23 protein-coding genes are annotated in these 19,123 nt (G+C 55.0%); 14 read left to right on the top strand and 9 right to left on the bottom strand.

The window, feature by feature from the left end; genetic code table 11:
• Positions 1-3: 3 nt before the first annotated feature.
• Together frdC and frdD are read left to right on the top strand one after the other, a co-directional pair.
• On the top strand, positions 4-399 hold the full coding sequence (frdC, locus tag CU081_RS01575) for a fumarate reductase subunit FrdC (protein ID WP_003855953.1): 396 nt from the start codon (positions 4-6) through the stop codon (positions 397-399).
• Positions 400-409: 10 nt separating this feature from the next.
• Positions 410-769: a fumarate reductase subunit FrdD gene (gene frdD / locus CU081_RS01580; RefSeq protein WP_000609653.1), complete on the top strand. Its 360-nt coding sequence runs from the start codon at positions 410-412 to the stop codon at positions 767-769.
• Positions 770-798: 29 nt separating this feature from the next.
• Here the strand turns inward: frdD and ampR are convergent, their stop codons facing one another.
• Entirely contained in the window at positions 799-1,674 is an 876-nt protein-coding gene (gene ampR, locus CU081_RS01585) for a LysR family transcriptional regulator AmpR (protein ID WP_003855952.1), read from the bottom strand.
• Between the two features lie 132 nt (positions 1,675-1,806).
• Here ampR and CU081_RS01590 point away from each other — a divergent pair, with 132 nt between their 5' ends.
• Both CU081_RS01590 and CU081_RS01595 read left to right on the top strand, forming a co-directional pair.
• Entirely contained in the window at positions 1,807-2,952 is a 1,146-nt protein-coding gene (locus tag CU081_RS01590) for a cephalosporin-hydrolyzing class C beta-lactamase ACT-16 (RefSeq protein ID WP_023315250.1), read from the top strand.
• A 108-nt stretch (positions 2,953-3,060) separates the two neighbouring features.
• Entirely contained in the window at positions 3,061-3,591 is a 531-nt protein-coding gene (locus CU081_RS01595) for a lipocalin family protein (RefSeq protein ID WP_022650248.1), read from the top strand.
• Here CU081_RS01595 and sugE read toward each other — a convergent pair.
• Positions 3,588-3,905, bottom strand: a complete 318-nt coding sequence (sugE, locus tag CU081_RS01600) for a quaternary ammonium compound efflux SMR transporter SugE (protein WP_003855944.1) — start codon at positions 3,903-3,905, stop codon at positions 3,588-3,590. The two genes, CU081_RS01595 and sugE, sit on opposite strands and share 4 nt — an antisense overlap.
• A 262-nt stretch (positions 3,906-4,167) precedes the next feature.
• Between sugE and CU081_RS01605 the strand changes: the two genes are divergently transcribed.
• Positions 4,168-4,767, top strand: coding sequence for a helix-turn-helix transcriptional regulator (locus tag CU081_RS01605; RefSeq protein ID WP_022650247.1), 600 nt, complete (start codon positions 4,168-4,170; stop codon positions 4,765-4,767).
• A 37-nt stretch (positions 4,768-4,804) separates the two neighbouring features.
• Here the strand turns inward: CU081_RS01605 and ecnB are convergent, their stop codons facing one another.
• The 3 genes from ecnB to efp all read right to left on the bottom strand — a co-directional run bounded on the left by ecnB (position 4,805) and on the right by efp (position 5,815).
• Positions 4,805-4,951: a lipoprotein toxin entericidin B gene (gene ecnB, locus CU081_RS01610; protein ID WP_003855942.1), complete on the bottom strand. Its 147-nt coding sequence runs from the start codon at positions 4,949-4,951 to the stop codon at positions 4,805-4,807.
• A gap of 108 nt (positions 4,952-5,059) precedes the next feature.
• Positions 5,060-5,191, bottom strand: a complete 132-nt coding sequence (locus CU081_RS01615) for an entericidin A/B family lipoprotein (protein WP_006810410.1) — start codon at positions 5,189-5,191, stop codon at positions 5,060-5,062.
• A gap of 57 nt (positions 5,192-5,248) precedes the next feature.
• Positions 5,249-5,815, bottom strand: a complete 567-nt coding sequence (gene efp / locus CU081_RS01620) for an elongation factor P (RefSeq protein WP_003855940.1) — start codon at positions 5,813-5,815, stop codon at positions 5,249-5,251.
• Positions 5,816-5,855: 40 nt separating this feature from the next.
• Between efp and epmB the strand changes: the two genes are divergently transcribed.
• On the top strand, positions 5,856-6,884 hold the full coding sequence (gene epmB, locus CU081_RS01625; protein ID WP_003855939.1) for an EF-P beta-lysylation protein EpmB: 1,029 nt from the start codon (positions 5,856-5,858) through the stop codon (positions 6,882-6,884).
• A 65-nt stretch (positions 6,885-6,949) separates the two neighbouring features.
• On the opposite strand, the gene CU081_RS01630 is transcribed toward epmB, so the two are convergent.
• Positions 6,950-7,303, bottom strand: a complete 354-nt coding sequence (locus CU081_RS01630) for a DUF4156 domain-containing protein (protein WP_003855938.1) — start codon at positions 7,301-7,303, stop codon at positions 6,950-6,952.
• 233 nt (positions 7,304-7,536) lie between these two features.
• On the opposite strand from CU081_RS01630, the gene CU081_RS01635 reads away from it, so the two are divergent.
• The 3 genes from CU081_RS01635 to iadA are packed head-to-tail and all read left to right on the top strand — an operon-like array spanning position 7,537 to position 9,816.
• The gene (locus CU081_RS01635; RefSeq protein ID WP_022650246.1) at positions 7,537-8,184 is read left to right on the top strand and encodes a nucleoside recognition domain-containing protein; all 648 of its coding nucleotides are present in this window, start codon (positions 7,537-7,539) and stop codon (positions 8,182-8,184) included.
• Positions 8,181-8,642, top strand: coding sequence for a YjiG family protein (locus CU081_RS01640; RefSeq protein ID WP_022650245.1), 462 nt, complete (start codon positions 8,181-8,183; stop codon positions 8,640-8,642). Before CU081_RS01635 ends, CU081_RS01640 begins: the two co-directional genes overlap by 4 nt.
• 10 nt (positions 8,643-8,652) lie before the next feature.
• Positions 8,653-9,816 carry a beta-aspartyl-peptidase gene (iadA, locus tag CU081_RS01645; protein WP_022650244.1) on the top strand — a complete coding sequence of 388 codons (1,164 nt, stop codon included), beginning with the start codon at positions 8,653-8,655 and terminating at the stop codon, positions 9,814-9,816.
• A gap of 65 nt (positions 9,817-9,881) precedes the next feature.
• Here iadA and groL read toward each other — a convergent pair whose 3' ends face one another.
• Entirely contained in the window at positions 9,882-11,528 is a 1,647-nt protein-coding gene (gene groL / locus CU081_RS01650) for a chaperonin GroEL (RefSeq protein WP_003855930.1), read from the bottom strand.
• 40 nt (positions 11,529-11,568) lie between these two features.
• Entirely contained in the window at positions 11,569-11,862 is a 294-nt protein-coding gene (locus tag CU081_RS01655; RefSeq protein WP_003855929.1) for a co-chaperone GroES, read from the bottom strand.
• Positions 11,863-12,040: 178 nt separating this feature from the next.
• Between CU081_RS01655 and yjeH the strand changes: the two genes are divergently transcribed.
• Complete coding sequence (gene yjeH, locus CU081_RS01660; protein WP_003855927.1) at positions 12,041-13,288, top strand: L-methionine/branched-chain amino acid transporter; 1,248 nt, start codon at positions 12,041-12,043, stop codon at positions 13,286-13,288.
• A gap of 23 nt (positions 13,289-13,311) precedes the next feature.
• Here yjeH and CU081_RS01665 read toward each other — a convergent pair whose 3' ends face one another.
• Positions 13,312-13,776, bottom strand: coding sequence for an FxsA family protein (locus tag CU081_RS01665; RefSeq protein ID WP_003855925.1), 465 nt, complete (start codon positions 13,774-13,776; stop codon positions 13,312-13,314).
• Between the two features lie 335 nt (positions 13,777-14,111).
• Between CU081_RS01665 and aspA the strand changes: the two genes are divergently transcribed.
• From aspA to CU081_RS01685, 4 genes are all read left to right on the top strand, one after another.
• On the top strand, positions 14,112-15,548 hold the full coding sequence (gene aspA, locus CU081_RS01670) for an aspartate ammonia-lyase (protein ID WP_003855923.1): 1,437 nt from the start codon (positions 14,112-14,114) through the stop codon (positions 15,546-15,548).
• A gap of 116 nt (positions 15,549-15,664) precedes the next feature.
• Complete coding sequence (locus tag CU081_RS01675; RefSeq protein WP_003855921.1) at positions 15,665-16,966, top strand: anaerobic C4-dicarboxylate transporter; 1,302 nt, start codon at positions 15,665-15,667, stop codon at positions 16,964-16,966.
• A 113-nt stretch (positions 16,967-17,079) separates the two neighbouring features.
• On the top strand, positions 17,080-17,403 hold the full coding sequence (gene cutA / locus CU081_RS01680) for a divalent cation tolerance protein CutA (RefSeq protein WP_003855908.1): 324 nt from the start codon (positions 17,080-17,082) through the stop codon (positions 17,401-17,403).
• Positions 17,379-19,088, top strand: a complete 1,710-nt coding sequence (locus tag CU081_RS01685) for a protein-disulfide reductase DsbD (RefSeq protein ID WP_022650243.1) — start codon at positions 17,379-17,381, stop codon at positions 19,086-19,088. Before cutA ends, CU081_RS01685 begins: the two co-directional genes overlap by 25 nt.
• Positions 19,089-19,123 lie beyond the last annotated feature (35 nt).

Raw genomic sequence — 19,123 nt, forward strand, 5'->3', positions numbered from 1 at the left:
ATGATGACGACTAAACGCAAAGCCTACGTGCGACCAATGCCGTCCACCTGGTGGAAAAAACTGCCGTTTTATCGCTTCTATATGCTGCGTGAAGGCACGGCAGTTCCCGCGGTCTGGTTCAGCCTCGAACTGATGTACGGGGTGTATGCCCTCAAGCACGGCCCGGAAGCCTGGGCCAGTTTTGTGGGCTTCCTGCAAAACCCAATCATCGTAGTACTGAACCTGATTGTGCTCGCCGCCGCGCTGCTTCATACCAAAACCTGGTTTGAACTGGCGCCAAAAGCAGCGAACATCATTGTAAAAGGCGAAAAAATGGGGCCAGAGCCGGTCATTAAAGGGCTCTGGGCAGTGACAGCAGTTGTCTCTGTGGTCATTCTGTTTGTCGCACTGTTTTGGTAAGGAGACTACTGTGATCAATCCAAATCCTAAACGTTCAGACGAGCCGGTTTTCTGGGGGCTGTTTGGCGCAGGCGGCATGTGGAGCGCCATTATTGCCCCGGTCATTATCCTGCTGGTCGGGATCATGCTGCCGCTGGGGTTGTTCCCGGGCGATGCGCTGAGCTATGAGCGCGTACTGGCCTTTGCGAGCAGCTTTATTGGCCGCGTGTTCATCTTCCTGATGATCGTCCTGCCGCTGTGGTGTGGTCTGCACCGTATCCACCATGCGATGCACGATCTGAAAATCCATGTGCCAAGCGGTAAATGGGTCTTCTACGGTCTGGCGACCATTCTGACGGTCGTCACGTTGATTGCCGTGGTCACCATCTGACTGAACAGGCCCGCCATCCGGCGGGCTTTTTACTTTTTCATCTTCTCCACCAGCCACCGGGAAAATTCGCGCATGGCTGGCGTTTCTGCCCGGGACTGCAATCGGGTCAGCCAGTAACTGCCGAGCTCAATCTGCGTCGCAAAGGGCTGTACAATGCGCTCGCTGGCTAACAGATGGGTAAACATATCGACAGGCGCAATGGCAATGCCCACCCCTGCCTGAGCGGCCTCCAGCATGGTCACGGACGAATCAAATACCATCACGCGGTGCGTTGGCGAAGGGGGATGCTCGCCGGCCGCCTGCATCCACGCGGTCCATTCATCGCGTCGGTAAGAGCGCAGCAGCGTAAACCTGAGGATGTCGGCCGGACTGTGCAGACTGGCGGCGATATCGGGCGTACACAGCGGCGCGAGCGGCGCATGACAAAGGAATTCAGCCTCGGTGCCGTGCCACGCCCCGCCACCGTAGCGGATCGTATAGTCAAGCCCTTCGGCAGCCGGATCAACGCGGTTGTTATGGGTGGAAAGCTGAAGATCGATGTGCGGATAGCCACGGCGAAAATCCTCCAGCTGCGAGAATAAAACCCCGGTGGCAAATGTACCCACCACGCCGATTTTCAGCTTCTCCTGCGCACGATGGTTAGCGAAGCGATCCAGCATTCCGGCTATACGATCGAAAGAATCATTCAGCACCGGCAGTAAATTTTCACCCTCGGTAGTCAACATCAGCCCGCGCGACACGCGAACGAACAGCTGACAGTTCAGGTGCTGCTCCAGCGTTTTCACATGCTGGCTAATGGCTGAATGGGTCACGTTCAGCTCAATGGCCGCATGCGTAAAGCTGAGATGTCTCGCGGCGGCTTCAAAAGCTCGAAGCGAATTGAGGGGGAGATAGCTTCGCGTCATGGTCTCTTCCGTTAGAAAAATTAACAGCTAATGCTAAATTTAACCGTTTGTCAGGCACAGTCAAATCCAATAGACTACGCCTGTCTGATGGGCCCGGACACCCCCTTGACTCGCTATTACGGAAGATTACTGATGATGAAAAAATCCCTTTGCTGCGCCCTGCTGCTGGGCCTCTCTTGCTCTGCTCTCGCCGCGCCAGTGTCAGAAAAACAGCTGGCGGAGGTGGTCGCGAATACGGTTACCCCGCTGATGAAAGCCCAGTCTGTTCCAGGCATGGCGGTGGCCGTTATTTATCAGGGAAAATCGCACTATTACACGTTTGGCAAGGCCGATATCGCGGCGAATAAACCCGTTACGCCTCAGACCCTGTTCGAGCTGGGCTCTATAAGTAAAACCTTCACCGGCGTTTTAGGTGGGGATGCCATTGCTCGCGGTGAAATTTCGCTGGACGATCCGGTGACCAGATACTGGCCACAGCTGACGGGCAAGCAGTGGCAGGGTATTCGTATGCTGGATCTCGCCACCTACACCGCTGGCGGCCTGCCGCTACAGGTACCGGATGAGGTCACGGATAACGCCTCCCTGCTGCGCTTTTATCAAAACTGGCAGCCGCAGTGGAAGCCTGGCACAACGCGTCTTTACGCCAACGCCAGCATCGGTCTTTTTGGTGCGCTGGCGGTCAAACCTTCTGGCATGCCCTATGAGCAGGCCATGACGACGCGGGTCCTGAAGCCGCTCAAGCTGGACCATACCTGGATTAACGTTCCGAAAGCGGAAGAGGCGCATTACGCCTGGGGCTATCGTGACGGTAAAGCGGTGCGCGTTTCGCCGGGAATGCTGGATGCACAAGCCTATGGCGTGAAAACCAACGTGCAGGATATGGCGAACTGGGTCATGGCAAACATGGCGCCGGAGAAGGTTGCCGATGCCTCACTTAAGCAGGGCATCGCGCTGGCGCAGTCGCGCTACTGGCGTATCGGGTCAATGTATCAGGGTCTGGGCTGGGAGATGCTCAACTGGCCCGTGGAGGCCAACACGGTGGTCGAAGGCAGCGACAGTAAGGTAGCGCTGGCGCCGTTACCCGTGGCAGAAGTGAATCCACCGGCTCCCCCGGTCAAAGCGTCCTGGGTCCATAAAACGGGTTCTACTGGCGGATTTGGCAGCTACGTGGCCTTTATTCCTGAAAAGCAGATCGGTATTGTGATGCTCGCGAATAAAAGCTATCCGAACCCGGCACGCGTTGAGGCGGCATACCATATCCTCGAGGCGCTACAGTAAAACATTGCCGGGTGGCGGCTTCGCCTTACCCGGCAAAACCCCCTACACAATCTCCCGCATTTTCCCTGCTGTCATCTACACTTAACAAAAAACAGTAAGGAAACTCCTATGCGCATTCTGCCTGTTATTGCCGCAGTAACAGCCGCGTTTTTAGTGGTTGCTTGCAGTTCCCCTACTCCTCCGCCTGGCGTCACGGTAGTCAGTAATTTCGACGCACAGCGCTTCCTCGGCACCTGGTATGAAATCGCCCGAATGGACCATCAGTTCGAACGGGGCTTAGAAAAAGTCACGGTTAACTACAGCGCGATGGATGACGGCGGGATCCGGGTCATTAACCGCGGCTATAACCCGGATCGCCAGATGTGGCAGCAGTCAGTTGGTCAGGCCTATTTCACCGGCGCGTCTAATCGCGCGGCCATGAAAGTCTCTTTCATCGGCCCATTCTACGGCGGGTATAACGTCATTGCGCTGGACAGAGAGTACCGCCACGCGCTGGTGTGTGGGCCGGATCGCAACTATCTGTGGATCCTCTCCCGCACGCCAACGATCCCGCCGGAAATGAAACAGCAGATGCTGGACATAGCGACCCGGCAAGGGTTTGACGTGACGAAATTAATCTGGGTAAAACAGCCGCATTAGTGGGTACTGAGTTTTAACCCGATGATACCCGCGACGATTAACGCGAGGCTGGCGATGCGCGCCAGGCTCGCAGACTCCCCCAGCAGCAGAATACCGGTAATGGCAGCCCCTACCGCGCCAATGCCCGTCCAGACAGCGTAAGCCGTTCCGACTGGCAAGCTTCGCATCGCCCATGACAACATGACGATACTGACAATCATTGCGGCGATAGTGATGACGCTGGGCGTCAGGCGGGTAAAACCATGGGTATATTTCAGGCCAATTGCCCATACCACTTCGAGCAAACCGGCAATAACAAGAACGATCCAGGACATATCAGGCTCCTTAACTTAACGACAAGTTGGGGCCGTCCCCGATGAATGAAGCGCTTACGGGTCGTCCCGCAAGGCTGAGGTTGCGCCTTATATTTTGGTTAGCATGGAATTTTTTTTCAAACTTTTTCTGCTGAACATGTTAAGGCAAGAAATAGCCTCTGTAAGACACGGAGTTCAGGCATTTATGACTCATCCGACTTCTCTATGATGATAGGCTTTCTGATGGCAGGAAGCCAAACCACTAGCCGACTGCGAAAATTTTATGTTTAAAATTCTTTTGATTGACCGTTGTCACTTCACCCGCACGGGATTTGAAGCCTGGGTCAATCATTCAGACCTGTTTTCGGGTCATTTCGTCGTAACCGGGGTAAATAATCTTTTCCTCGCCAGAGAGCATATCCTGCAATGGAAACCTGCGCTGGTCATCGCTGATTTATCTGGCTTCCGGCAGGATTTACACCATTTTCAGCAGCTATCCTCCCTGCTGATTGCCAGCGAAACATTGCCTTTTATTATGCTGCAATCAGGCCAGGAGCAAGAGATGACAGATTATCTGGCGCAGTTCCCGATATGGTCTTCTCTTTCCAAAAATACCGATCTGGAAAAACTAGCGGCGGTGATAAATGACGCGCTAACGTCATGCGCAAGCGCGGAGCTTCCGGAGATGGCGGCACCGTTACTGACGCGTCAGGAAGAGAGAGTTCTTAGCCTGTGGATGGATGGCGCGAGCAACCAGAAAATTGCCAGCAATCTGCGCATTAACGGAAAAACGGTGTACACGTACAAACGCAATATCCGCATGAAGCTACATATGGATACGCGCTACTCCCCGTTTTTATCGCTACAGGAAGTGGAGAATTGACGGTACGGTGAAATGACCTGCCGTACCGTCGCTTTCATTAGTTCTGAGCTTTAGTTGCTGCGCCAGAAATCGCGTTACCACCGTCGGAGATATCTTCCCCTACGCCACGGGTGGTGTTACATGCAGTCAGTACCGAAGAAAGCACCAGAACAGAAAAGATCGCTGCAATTGTTTTCTTAACCATAATATCTTCCTTTTATAGCCAAAGTTATTTTGTGTATAGCAACTTAAGAATAGACAAGATCTTGTCGTTTGACGGAAAAGGAAGAATTTTTAGGAAAATTAGACGGAATTAGCTGGCCGCATGGGAAATGATATGGCCGAGATCCTGGATATCTTCACCCACGCCACGCGCGGTGTTGCAACCGGAGAGAATTGCGCTGGAGAGCGCTAACAGAAGCAGAATTTTAACGGTACGTTTCATCTTCCCTGCCTGCAAAATCAGGCGCAGCGGGCGCTGCGCCTTACATCATGACGTAAATTACTTCACGCGGGATACGTATTCGCCGGAGCGGGTATCCACTTTGATCACTTCACCGATCTGTACGAACAGTGGCACTTTCACCACAGCGCCGGTAGACAGAGTGGCAGGCTTGCCGCCAGTACCTGCGGTATCACCTTTCAGACCTGGATCGGTTTCAACGATTTCCAGCTCAACGAAGTTCGGAGGCGTAACCGCGATAGGCTGACCGTTCCACAGGGTCACGATGCACTCAGCCTGATCCAGCAGCCACTTGGCGTTGTCACCAATCGCTTTTGCGTCCGCAGACAGCTGCTCGAAGGTTTCGTTGTTCATGAAGTGCCAGAACTCACCGTCGTTGTACAGGTAAGTCAGGTTCATATCGACAACATCAGCGCCTTCAGCGGAGTCAGTAGATTTGAAGGTTTTCTCAACACGGGTACCGGTCAGCAGGCGACGCAGCTTTACGCGTGCGAATGCCTGGCCTTTACCTGGTTTAACGAATTCGCTGGCTTCAACCGCGTACGGTTCGCCGTCCATCATGATTTTAAGACCAGCACGAAAATCGTTGCTATAGTACGTTGCCATAAGGCCCTCTAAATTTGTTAACTGGTAGCTAAGCCACAAAATGGCGCATATTGTAACCCTAAACACCCCGTCCAGAGAAGATTGGTTATCGCAACTTGCCGATGTAATCACCAGTCCTGATGAATTGCTGCGTCTTTTAGACCTCGAACAGCACGAAGCGTTGCGTGCAGGTCGTGAGGCGAAACGCCTTTTCGCCCTGCGCGTTCCCCGCGCGTTTGTTGCCCGAATGGAAAAGGGCAATCCTGATGATCCGTTATTAAAACAAACGCTTACCTCTCAGGATGAGTTTATTACCGCCCCCGGCTACAGCACCGATCCGCTGCAAGAGCAGAACAGTGTCGTACCGGGTTTGCTGCATAAATACCGCAATCGTGCCCTGCTGCTGGTTAAGGGCGGTTGCGCGGTAAATTGCCGCTATTGCTTCCGTCGCCACTTCCCGTACGCCGAAAACCAGGGCAATAAGCGCAACTGGCAGGTGGCGCTGGACTACATCACGGCGCACCCGGAACTGGATGAAATCATCTTTTCCGGCGGCGACCCGCTGATGGCAAAAGATCATGAGCTGGACTGGCTGCTGACTCAGCTTGAGACCATCCCGCACATTAAGCGTCTGCGCATTCACAGCCGTTTACCGATCGTCATCCCGGCGCGTATCACCGACGCCCTGGTCACGCGCCTGGAGCAGTCCCGTTTGCAGGTGCTGCTGGTAAACCATATCAACCACGCGAATGAAATTGACGCGGACTTTCGTGCGGCGATGGCGCGTATGCGAAAGGCAGGCGTGACGCTGCTCAACCAGAGCGTATTACTGCGCGGCGTGAACGACAGCGCCCGCGTGCTGGCCGATCTCAGCAATGCCTTATTTGATGCGGGCGTTATGCCCTATTACCTGCATGTTCTGGATCGCGTCCAGGGCGCGGCGCACTTCATGGTGACAGATGAAGAGGCCCGGAAGATTATGCGCGAGCTGTTAACGCTGGTTTCAGGTTATATGGTGCCGAAGCTGGCACGTGAGATTGGCGGAGAGCCGAGTAAGACGCCGCTGGATTTGCAGCTGCGTCAGCAGTAAAAAGGCAGGTGGCGCTACGCTTACCTGCCCTGGAGATAAAGCGGCAGCGCCATCAAACGGTTATATCAGTTCGGGCACTTATAGACCTGGCCGTTCATCTGGCTGGCGGTTGGCACAAAGCTGGACAGCATCCCCTGCGTCGGGCTGCTTACCCCGTAAATCACGTTGCCGCCCATTGCCGCAGCCTGATTACGCAGGGCATTGGCCGCACCGCGCATAGAGCCGCCCTCTTCGCCGTGCTGCCCCGACATCCAGTTGCTTTGCTCGCCAGTGGCGGTGCCTAACAGCTGGCATTCGCTGCCCGGCTTATCTTCCACAAAGCGAACGCTCTGGCCCGCTGCCGTCAGCTCATTGCTGGTGCTACAACCCGCCAGCAGCAATGCTGCACCTACAATCCCTGCACAGACTTTTATGCGCATGTTATTCCTCGTTTTCAATAAGCTGGACAGTAGTTGTCCGCGTGTAAACCTTATACTAAAAAGATGACCAAAAGAAAAATGCTGAGCATTTCTGCGAGCCAGATTCCGCTGGCACTCCTCCGACATCTTAAATGAATTCTGATAATAACCTTTGGGATATCGTGTTTTAGCCCCCGATCGTTTTTAGTGATGCGACGTACAACTTTTGTACGCGACTCAAAAAAGGGGGTTTCATGAGTGCATCATCCTCAGGAGAGGAAAAAGTAACCTGGGTGGGCTATCTGGCGTTCGTGCTCACCATCGTATTTTTCTCAGGTTTTTTCGCCAAAAGTACCGAATGGTGGCGCGTGCTGGATTTTACCGTCCTGAACGGCAGCTTTGGACCGGTGAACGGTGCGCTGACGTTTCGCGGCGAGGGCGGCACGGGAGCGAAAGATGGGTTTTTGTTTGCCCTTGAACTGGCGCCCTCGGTCATTTTATCGCTCGGGATCATTGCCGTTACCGAGGGGCTGGGCGGGCTGCGCGCCGCACAACAGCTTATGACGCCCATTCTGCGCCCGCTGCTCGGCGTGCCGGGCATTTGCTCTCTGGCGCTTATCGCCAACCTGCAAAATACTGATGCTGCCGCAGGGATGACCAAAGAGTTGACCAACGAAGGGGCGATTACTGACCATGAGCGCGCCATTTTCGCCACCTTCCAGACCAGCGGTAGCGCCATTATTACCAACTATTTTTCTTCCGGCGCCGCACTCTTTACCTTTATTACCGTCCCGGTAATCACGCCGCTTGCCGTCATTCTGGTGTTCAAATTTGTTGGCGCCAACTTTCTGCGACTGTGGATCGCCCACATGGAAGTTCGCTGCGCTCAGGAGGAAAAATGATCGCCCAACCGCGTAAAAATATCATGGACTTGTTTATCGATGGCGCCCGCCGCGGCTTTACCATCGCCACCACCAGCCTGCTGCCGAACGTGGTCATGGCATTTGTTATCATTCAGGCGCTCAAGGTAACCGGCCTGCTGGAAATTGTCGGCAGGGTATGCGAGCCCATCATGGCTCTTTGGGGACTTCCGGGTGCGGCGGCAACGGTTCTTCTGGCCTCGGTGATGAGCATGGGGGGCGGTGTGGGGGTCTGCGCCAGTCTGGTCGCTGCCGGCACGCTCAACGGTCACGATGCAACCATCCTGCTGCCCGCCATCTATCTGATGGGTAATCCGGTGCAAAACACGGGCCGTTGCCTTGGCACCGCAGGCGTCAACCCGAAGTATTATCCGCACATCATCGCTGTCTGCGTCATTAACGCCCTGCTCTCAATGTGGGTGATGCAACTACTCTTCTGAGGAGATAAAAATGGATTTTTCAGTGCTGGAACCGCACCTTTTCCGCAATGCGCAGCTTTACGCTCCCGAGGATCTTGGGCATTGCGATCTGCTGATTGCCGGAGGAAAAATCGTCGCAGTCGAAAAAGCGGGCCACGCCACAATGAGGCCAGACTGTCCTGAAAGCGATCTCGCCGGAGCGGTGGTTTGCCCGGGGTTTATCGATCAGCATGTACACCTGATTGGCGGCGGCGGTGAAGCCGGTCCCCACACCCGGACGCCAGAGGTACGATTGTCTGCGCTGGTGGCGGCTGGCATCACCTCTGTTGTAGGCCTGCTGGGCACCGACGGCGTGACCCGCCATCCCGAGTCGCTGCTGGCGAAAACGCGGGCACTTGAGCATGAAGGGATCAGCGCATGGATGCTGACAGGCGCGTATGGCCTGCCTTCTCCGACGATCACTGGCAGTATCGAAAAGGATGTGGCGCTAATTGATAAAATCATTGGCGTGAAATGCGCGATTTCTGACCATCGTTCTTCCGCACCGGCAGATGACCAGCTCGCGAATATGGCCGCCCAGTCGCGCGTCGGCGGGCTGCTGGGCGCCAAAGCGGGGATATCCGTATTTCACCTCGGCAACAGCCCTAAACTGCTGGAGCCACTGCTTAACATCCTGAATAACGCCGACGTGCCTCGCACGAAGCTGCTGCCAACCCACGTCAACCGCGCCCAGGCACTGTTTCACGCCGCACTGGACTATGCCCGCGAAGGGGGGTACATCGACATCACCACCAGCATCAGTAAGCCCATTGATGCCGCTACCGCCATCGCGACGGCCCGTGACGCGCAGGTGCCGTTTAACCGGCTCACGCTCAGCTCGGATGGCAACGGCAGCCAGCCGAATTTTGACGCAAACGGTAATCTTGTTGGCATTGGCGTGGCGGGTTTTGAGTCCCTGCTTGATACGCTACAGCAGCTGGTCGGCCGGTATCACCTGCCGCTGGAGGAGGCACTTCTGCCATTTACGCGTAACGTGGCGGAGTTTCTCGGTCTGGAGCATAAAGGGCGGATCGCGCCCGGATGCGATGCCGATTTCCTGGTGCTGACGGATGACCTGAAGATCCGTGAGGTCTGGGCGAAAGGCCGCCAGATGGTGCGTGAAGGCGTGGTGTGCGTGAAAGGCACGTTTGAGTAGAAGACAATAAAAAACCCCGGGCATTGCTGCCCGGGGTTCGTTCTGAGAGGTTCAGAACAGCATGATTACATCATGCCGCCCATGCCACCCATGCCGCCCATACCACCAGCAGCACCTAAGTCAGGCGCGTCGCCTTTAGGCAGGTCGGTCACCATGCACTCGGTCGTGATCATCAGGCCAGCTACAGATGCCGCGTATTGCAGAGCAGAACGGGTCACTTTAGTTGGATCCAGGATACCGAAGTCGATCATGTTGCCGTATTCTTCAGTTGCCGCGTTGTAACCGTAGTTACCTTCACCCGCTTTCACCTTGTTCGCAACCACAGACGGCTCTTCACCAGCGTTGGACACGATCTGACGCAGCGGAGCTTCCATTGCGCGCAGCGCAACTTTGATACCCACGTTCTGGTCTTCGTTCTGAGCAGTCAGGCCAGCCAGTTTAGCGGCTACACGCACCAGCGCGACACCACCACCAGCAACCACGCCTTCTTCTACCGCAGCACGGGTCGCGTGCAGGGCGTCGTCAACGCGTGCTTTCTTCTCTTTCATTTCAACTTCGGTAGCCGCACCGACTTTGATTACCGCTACGCCACCTGCCAGTTTCGCTACGCGCTCCTGGAGTTTTTCACGGTCGTAATCGGAAGTTGCTTCTTCGATCTGCTTACGGATCTGACCAACACGGCCCTGAATAGCGGCTTCTTCACCCACACCGTCGATGATGGTGGTGGTGTCTTTGTTGATCACAACGCGTTTCGCCTGGCCCAGGTCTTCCAGAGTCGCTTTTTCCAGCTCCATACCGATCTCTTCGGAGATCACGGTACCGCCGGTCAGGGTAGCGATATCCTGGAGCATCGCCTTACGACGATCGCCGAAGCCAGGTGCTTTAACCGCTGCCACTTTCACGATGCCACGCATGGTGTTAACCACCAGGGTCGCCAGCGCTTCGCCTTCAACGTCTTCAGCAATGATTACCAGCGGCTTGCCTGCTTTCGCGACAGCTTCCAGCACTGGCAGCATTTCGCGGATGTTGGAGATTTTCTTGTCAGCCAGCAGGATGAACGGGCTTTCCAGCTCAACAGCGCCAGTTTCTGGCTTGTTGATGAAGTATGGGGACAGGTAACCGCGGTCGAACTGCATACCTTCAACCACGTCCAGTTCGTCTTCCAGACCAGTACCGTCTTCAACGGTGATCACGCCTTCTTTACCGACTTTATCCATCGCTTCAGCGATCAGTTTACCTACGGTTTCGTCGGAGTTAGCGGAGATAGTACCAACCTGAGCAATGGCTTTAGAGTCAGAGCACGGTACGGACAGCGCTTTCAGTTCTTCAACAGCGGAAGCGACGGCTTTGTCGATACCACGTTTCAGATCCATTGGGTTCATGCCCGCAGCAACGGCTTTCAGGCCTTCGGTGATGATCGCCTGCGCCAGTACGGTCGCGGTGGTGGTACCGTCACCGGCAGCGTCGTTCGCTTTAGAGGCAACTTCTTTCACCATCTGTGCGCCCATGTTTTCGAACTTGTCTTCCAGCTCGATTTCACGTGCAACAGAAACACCATCTTTGGTGATGGTTGGCGCGCCGAAGGATTTGTCCAGCACTACGTTACGGCCTTTCGGGCCCAGAGTGACTTTCACTGCGTCTGCCAGTACGTTTACGCCGCGGAGCATTTTTACACGAGCGTCGTTACCGAATTTTACGTCTTTAGCTGCCATGTTCTTATTTCCTCAAATTCGTACAGTTTTCGTGCGTTAATTACGCTTCAACAATTGCCAGAATGTCGCTCTCGGACATGATCAACACTTCTTCATTGTCGATCTTCTCGGATTTCACGCCGTAGCCATCGTTGAAAATGACGATGTCACCAACTTTAACGTCCAGTGGCTGCACAGTTCCGTTTTCCAGGATGCGGCCCTTACCGACAGCGATGATTTCGCCACGCGTTGATTTTGCTGCTGCTGAACCGGTCAGAACGATGCCGCCAGCAGACTTGGTTTCAACTTCTTTACGTTTGACGATCACACGATCATGTAACGGACGAATACTCATTGATAGCTCTCCTTTGAGAAAGTCATTATCAGTTATGGATGACGCCGGTCCGCATGCGGTTTTCCGGCTAGTGCCCTGAGAGATGGGGATAGCTTTTTACCCCTTCAAGGGGTAATCGAAAAAAAATTTGCGAAAGTGTTACCATCCACTCTCTTTTGATGGTGGCGGGACGAGGTAAATGAGTGGACTCAGGCAGGAGTTGGGGCTGGCGCAGGGCATTGGCTTACTCTCAACGTCTTTGTTAGGCACGGGGGTATTTGCGGTTCCCGCGCTGGCGGCGTTGGTTGCCGGCAATAACAGTCTTTGGGCATGGCCGGTGCTGATCGTGCTGGTGTTTCCGGTGGCGATTGTCTTTGCCATACTCGGGCGGCACTTCCCGAGCGCAGGCGGCGTAGCGCATTTTGTCGGCATGGCGTTTGGGCCGCGAATGGAGCGTGTCACCGGCTGGCTATTTTTGTCGGTGATACCCGTTGGCCTTCCGGCAGCCCTGCATATCGCAACCGGCTTCGGACAGGCGCTGTTTGGCTGGCACGATGAACAACTGCTGCTGGCTGAAATCGGTACGCTGGCGATTGTCTGGTGGGTTGGCTCGCGAGGGGCCAGTTCCAGCGCCAATCTGCAAACGCTGGTCGCCGTGTTAATTGTCGCGCTGATCGTCGCCATCTGGTTTGCGGGTGACATTACGGTGGCGGATATTCCTTTCCCCGCGATTAACGACATCGACCACGCACAGCTTTTCGCTGCACTATCCGTCATGTTCTGGTGTTTCGTCGGTCTGGAGGCGTTCGCTCATCTGGCATCCGAGTTTAAACAGCCCGAGCGTGACTTTCCCCGCGCTCTGATGATTGGCCTGCTGCTGGCGGGCACAGTGTATTGGGCCTGTACCGTACTGGTGCTGCACTTCAACGCGTTCAGTGAAGAGAAAGCCGCCGCCGCGTCGCTGCCGGGCATCGTGGTGCAGCTGTTTGGTGTTAAAGCCCTGTGGGTAGCCTGCGTGATTGGCTATCTCGCCTGCTTTGCCAGCCTCAACATTTATATTCAGAGCTTCGCCCGGCTGGTGTGGTCTCAGGCACTTTATAAACCGGATAGCCCCCTCTCACGCCTGTCAAAGCGTCAGCTTCCGGTGAATGCGCTGAATACCGTACTGGGCTGCTGCGTGGTGAGTTCCCTGGCCATTTATCTCCTCGACATCAACCTTGACGCGCTGATTGTCTACGCCAACGGTATTTTCATCATGATCTACCTGCTGTGCATGCTGGCGGGCTGTCGGCTACTGAAAGGACGTTTTAAGGCGCTGGCGGCTGTCGGGTGTGTCCTGTGCCTGATGCTGCTGGCGATGGTGGGATGGAAGAGTGTGTACGCCATCGTCATGCTGGCGGGGCTGTGGGTGTTTTTACCGAAGCGGCAAGCTCCGCAGGCCCGGTGAGCGAGCGCCACCGGGCCAGAAACTCACCGATCGTCTTTATGATCTAACCGGTCGCGCTGCTCATCCTTACGCTGGTATTCCCCTTCAAAGGTATCCCCCGGGCCGGTGCTGAAACCACCGCCTGGCATACGGCTGAAACGCAGATGCGGCAGCAGCTTCATGGTCAGGTGCTTCTGCACCGGCGGCAACAGCAACAGCAGGCCGAGGAAGTCTGTAAAGAAGCCCGGCAGGATCAGCAGCAAACCAGCAATAATCAGCGACACGCTTTTGATCATCTCGGCGGCCGGGCTTTCGCCTGCGGCCATCTTCTGCTGCATTAACAGGAAATTTTTGAAACCCTGATTGCGCACCAGCGACATGCCGATGACGGAGGTGAAGATCACCAGAATCAGCGTCAGCAGGACGCCCAGCACATGGGCAACCTGGATGAAAATCGAAATTTCAATGTAAACATAAAGAAAGAAAGCAATAAATGGTATCCAGCGCACTGGCATCTCCTGTATGGCAGGTGCCTTCTGGCCCCTGACTGAATGTGTTCGCGAAGCGCGTAGATAAGAGATGGCGACGGTTAGCCAAATTTCAATCGGTTTGCACGGATATTTTTTCTGGAAATATTAAAGCGGTGACATATTTCACAGATTAATAATTATCATGAAATCGGGTCGATAATAAGTGATCCAGCTTACGGCAATTCGCTATCATCAGCATATGATCTCGAACATCTGGCCGATTGAGGGAATAATCGTCGGTCATAAAATATTCAAAACCACATATATACTGTGTGTTTAGTACAATCCATCGGCAGCTTGAAAAGAAGGTTCACATGTTAAACAACATTCGTATCGAAGAAGATTTGTTGGGTACCAGGGAAGTTCCAGCGGATGCCTACTATGGTGTTCACACTCTGAGAGCGATTGAAAACTTCTACATCAGCAACAGCAAAATCAGCGACATCCCTGAATTTGTGCGTGGCATGGTGATGGTAAAAAAAGCCGCGGCTCTGGCAAACAAAGAGTTGCAAACCATTCCTAAAAGCGCTGCAAATGCGATTATCGCCGCGTGCGATGAGGTGCTGAACAACGGCAAATGCATGGATCAGTTCCCGGTCGACGTCTATCAGGGCGGCGCGGGCACCTCTGTCAACATGAACACCAACGAAGTGCTGGCAAACATCGGCCTGGAGCTGATGGGTCATCAGAAAGGTGAATACCAGTACCTGAACCCGAACGACCACGTTAACAAATGTCAATCCACCAACGACGCCTACCCAACCGGCTTCCGCATCGCGGTGTATGCCTCTGTCGTCAAACTGGTCGACGCGATTAATCAGTTGGGCGATGGCTTCCAGCGTAAAGCCGTTGAGTTCCAGGACATCCTGAAAATGGGCCGTACCCAGTTGCAGGACGCGGTGCCAATGACCCTCGGACAGGAATTCCACGCGTTTAACGTGCTGCTGAACGAAGAGACGAAAAACCTGCTGCGTACGTCCGAACTGCTGCTGGAAGTGAACCTGGGCGCAACCGCCATCGGTACACGCCTGAACACGCCAGATGGCTATCAGCAACTGGCGGTACAGAAGCTGGCTGAAGTGTCCAACCTGCCGGTTGTGCCTGCGGAAGACCTGATTGAAGCTACCTCAGACTGCGGCGCCTACGTGATGGTGCACAGCGCCCTGAAACGTCTGGCGGTGAAACTGTCCAAAATCTGTAACGACCTGCGCCTGCTCTCCTCCGGTCCGCGCGCTGGCCTGAATGAAATCAACCTGCCAGAGTTGCAGGCGGGTTCATCCATCATGCCAGCTAAAGTGAACCCGGTGGTGCCAGAGGTGGTGAACCAGGTTTGCTTCAAGGTTATTGGTAACGATACGACCGTCACCATGGCCTCCGAAGCCGGTCAGCTCCAGCTGAACGTGATGGAGCCGGTGATTGGCCAGGCGATGTTTGAATCTATCCATATTCTGACCAACGCCTGCTACAACCTGCTGGAAAAATGCATTAACGGCATCACCGCGAATAAAGAAGTGTGTGAAGGCTACGTCTATAACTCCATCGGCATCGTCACCTACCTCAACCCGTTCATCGGCCACCACAACGGCGATATCGTCGGGAAGATTTGTGCCGAAACCGGTAAGAGCGTACGTGAGGTGGTTCTCGAGCGAGGATTGTTGACCGAAGCCGAACTGGACGATATCTTCTCCGCCCAGAACCTGATGCACCCGGCATATAAAGCGAAACGATATACCGATGAAAGCGAACAGTAACCGTTCAGGCTAAGCTTCCGAAAGGCACGTCACTTGTGACGTGCCTTTTTTCTTTATGGGCGTTACCAAAACACAACAATTCAATATCAACTTGTTAATGAGCAAGGCAGGTCTTTATGTTTGGAGCAGAACTCGTCATCGTCCTGTTGGCGATTTATTTGGGCGCACGACTCGGGGGAATCGGCATCGGTTTTGCTGGCGGTCTCGGAGTGCTTGTACTTACCCTGATCTTTCAGATTAAACCCGGCGCAATCCCTTTTGACGTTATCGAAATCATCATGGCGGTTATTGCTGCTATCGCGGCCATGCAGGTCGCTGGCGGTATGGACTACCTGGTGAGCCTGGCGGAGCGTATGCTGCGTCGCCATCCGAAATACATCACCTTCCTTGCCCCGCTGGTGACCTGGTTTATGACCATTCTCGCCGGTACTGGCCATACTGCCTTCTCCACGCTGCCGGTCATCACCGAAGTGGCGAAAGAGCAGGGTATTCGCCCGTCTCGCCCTCTTTCTATTGCCGTGGTCGCCTCCCAGATTGCGATTACCGCCTCGCCTATTTCCGCGGCGGTGGTCTTCTTCGCGGGCATCCTTGAGCCAATGGGCGTAAGTTACCTGACGCTGCTGGCAATCTGTATTCCGGTCACGTTGATTGCGGTAATGATCACTGCCGTGCTGTGTAACTTCCTCGGTGCCGAGCTGAAAGACGATCCGGTTTACCAGGAGCGTCTGGCAAAAGGTGAAGTGAGCCTGCGCGGTAGCCAGGTCTTCGAGCTGAAGCCGCATGCAAAACGCTCCGTGCTGCTGTTTCTGATTGGTATCGTCGCCGTGATGTTCTACGCGACCGCCATCAGCGACACGGTAGGTTTGATCCAGAACCCGGTTCTGCCGCGTAACGAAGCCATTGTGGTGTTTATGCTGACCATCGCGACGCTGATCAGCATCACCTGTAAAATCGACACCAGCGAAGTGCTGAACGCCAGCACCTTCAAATCCGGTATGAGCGCCTGCGTGTGCGTGCTGGGCGTGGCGTGGCTCGGTGATACCTTTGTGAAAGCGCACATCAGCGATATCCAGACCGTTGCAGGCGACCTGCTGCACAACTATCCGTGGCTGCTGGCAGTAGTGCTGTTCTTTGCCGCGACGCTGCTGTACTCCCAGGCTGCGACCACCAAAGCGCTGATGCCTGCGGCACTGATGCTGGGCGTGACGCCGCTGACGGCGATTGCCTCTTTTGCAGCGGTTTCCGCCCTGTTCGTGCTGCCAACCTACCCAACCCTGCTGGCCGCAGTTGAGATGGATGACACCGGCTCAACCCGTATTGGTAAGTACGTGTTTAACCACGCGTTCCTCATCCCGGGCGTGGTGGCGATTACGCTCTGCGTGATCCTCGGCTTTATCATCGGCGGCATTGTGCTGTAAACGATTAGCCGTTGTAAAAATAGTTAAAAACGGGCCGCTCTGCGGCCCGTTTCATTAATGACCAACCGCCTTGCGTGATATAGTGAAGACTTTCGTGATGAGGAGGTCGACTTGTGAACACGCCTGATGCTGTTGTTGTACTGTGCACCGCCCCTGATGAAGCTTCTGCCCAGGATCTGGCCGCCAAAGTGCTGGCCGAAAAACTGGCTGCCTGTGTCACGCTTCTTCCCGGCGCCACCTCCCTTTATTACTGGGAAGGCAAGCTGGAGCAAGAGTACGAAGTCCAGATGTTGCTCAAAACCAACCTGACAAACCAGCAGGCGCTCCTCGACTGCCTCAAGTCTCATCATCCATACCAAACCCCGGAGCTGCTGGTGCTGCCAGTGGTCCACGGCGATAACGATTATCTCTCATGGCTCAACGCTTCATTACGCTGATCCTGCTGCTGTGCAGCACGTCAGTTTTTGCCGGGTTGTTTGACGCACCCGGCCGTTCGAACTTTATTCCTGCCGACCAGGCATTCGTTTTCGACTTTCAGCAAAACCAGCACGATCTCCGTCTCACCTGGCAGATGAAAGAGGGTTACTACCTCTATCGCAAGCAGGTCAGCATCACGCCGACAAAGGCGAACGTCGGCGCATTGCAGATGCCCGCTGGCGTGTGGCACGAGGACGAGTTCTACGGTAAGAGTGAAATTTATCGCCAGCGCTTAAGCGTGCCCGTCACGGTGAACCATGCCGATAAAGGTGCCACATTAACGGTCACCTATCAGGGCTGCGCAGACGCCGGATTCTGTTACCCACCTGAAACAAAGGTCGTTCCGCTTAGCGAAGTGAAAGGCGCTGCCTCCCCTCTCCCATCAGGGGAGAGGGCCAGGATGAAGGGTGAAGGCGCAGGCGAAGCCACTTCAGACCTTCCGTTCTCAGCACTTTGGGCGTTATTGATTGGTATCGGCATCGCCTTTACGCCCTGCGTACTGCCTATGTACCCGCTTATCTCTGGCATCGTGCTGGGCGGTAAACAACGCCTTTCCACCGCCCGTGCGCTGTTGCTGGCCTTTATCTATGTACAGGGCATGGCGTTAACCTATACGGCGCTCGGCCTAGTGGTCGCCGCTGCCGGGTTGCAGTTCCAGGCCGCCCTTCAGCATCCTTATGTGCTTATCGGACTGTCAGCGGTGTTTATTCTGCTGGCGCTGTCGATGTTTGGCCTGTTCACCCTGCAACTGCCCTCTTCCCTGCAAACCCGTCTGACGCTGATGAGCAACCGTCAGCAGGGTGGCTCTGCGGGCGGCGTGTTCGCCATGGGTGCCATCGCCGGGCTGATTTGCTCCCCCTGCACCACTGCGCCGTTGAGCGCCATCCTGTTATACATTGCTCAGAGCGGCAACCTGTGGCTCGGCGGCGGCACGCTGTACCTCTACGCGCTCGGCATGGGCCTGCCGCTGATCCTGGTGACGGTGTTTGGCAATCGTCTGCTGCCGAAAAGCGGCCCGTGGATGGAGACGGTGAAAACCGCGTTTGGTTTTGTCATTCTGGCGCTGCCGGTATTTCTGCTGGAGCGCATCATCGGTGATGTATGGGGTACACGTCTTTGGGCGATGCTCGGCGTGGCCTTCTTCAGCTGGGCGTTTATCGTGAGTCTGGGGGCGAAGAAACCGTGGATGCGCCTGCTACAGATCCTTCTGCTGGCGGCCGCGCTGGTGAGCGTCCGTCCGCTACAGGACTGGGCGTTTGGCACCCCGGCAGGTCAAACGCAGGCTCATCTGAATTTTATACAGATTAAAAACGTGGATGACCTTAACCACGCCCTGGCGCAGGCGAAAGGCAAACCGGTCATGCTCGATCTCTATGCCGACTGGTGCGTGGCCTGCAAAGAGTTTGAAAAATACACCTTCAGCGATCCGCAGGTACAACATGCGCTGAGCGATACCGTTCTGCTCCAGGCGAACGTAACCGCCAACAGCACGCAGGATAAGGCTCTGCTGAAGCAACTTAACGTGCTCGGGTTGCCTACCATCCTGTTCTTCAATGAACAGGGGGAAGAACAGCCGACGCAGCGTGTAACCGGGTTTATGGACGCGACGGCATTCAACGCGCATTTGCGCAATCGCCAACCGTAAACAACACTTTAGACGGGACAAACCGTTGGGAATAG

Origin of the sequence: Enterobacter sp. CRENT-193, from assembly GCF_002787395.1 — a bacterium.
In the GTDB taxonomy this organism is placed as follows: domain Bacteria; phylum Pseudomonadota; class Gammaproteobacteria; order Enterobacterales; family Enterobacteriaceae; genus Enterobacter; species Enterobacter hormaechei_C.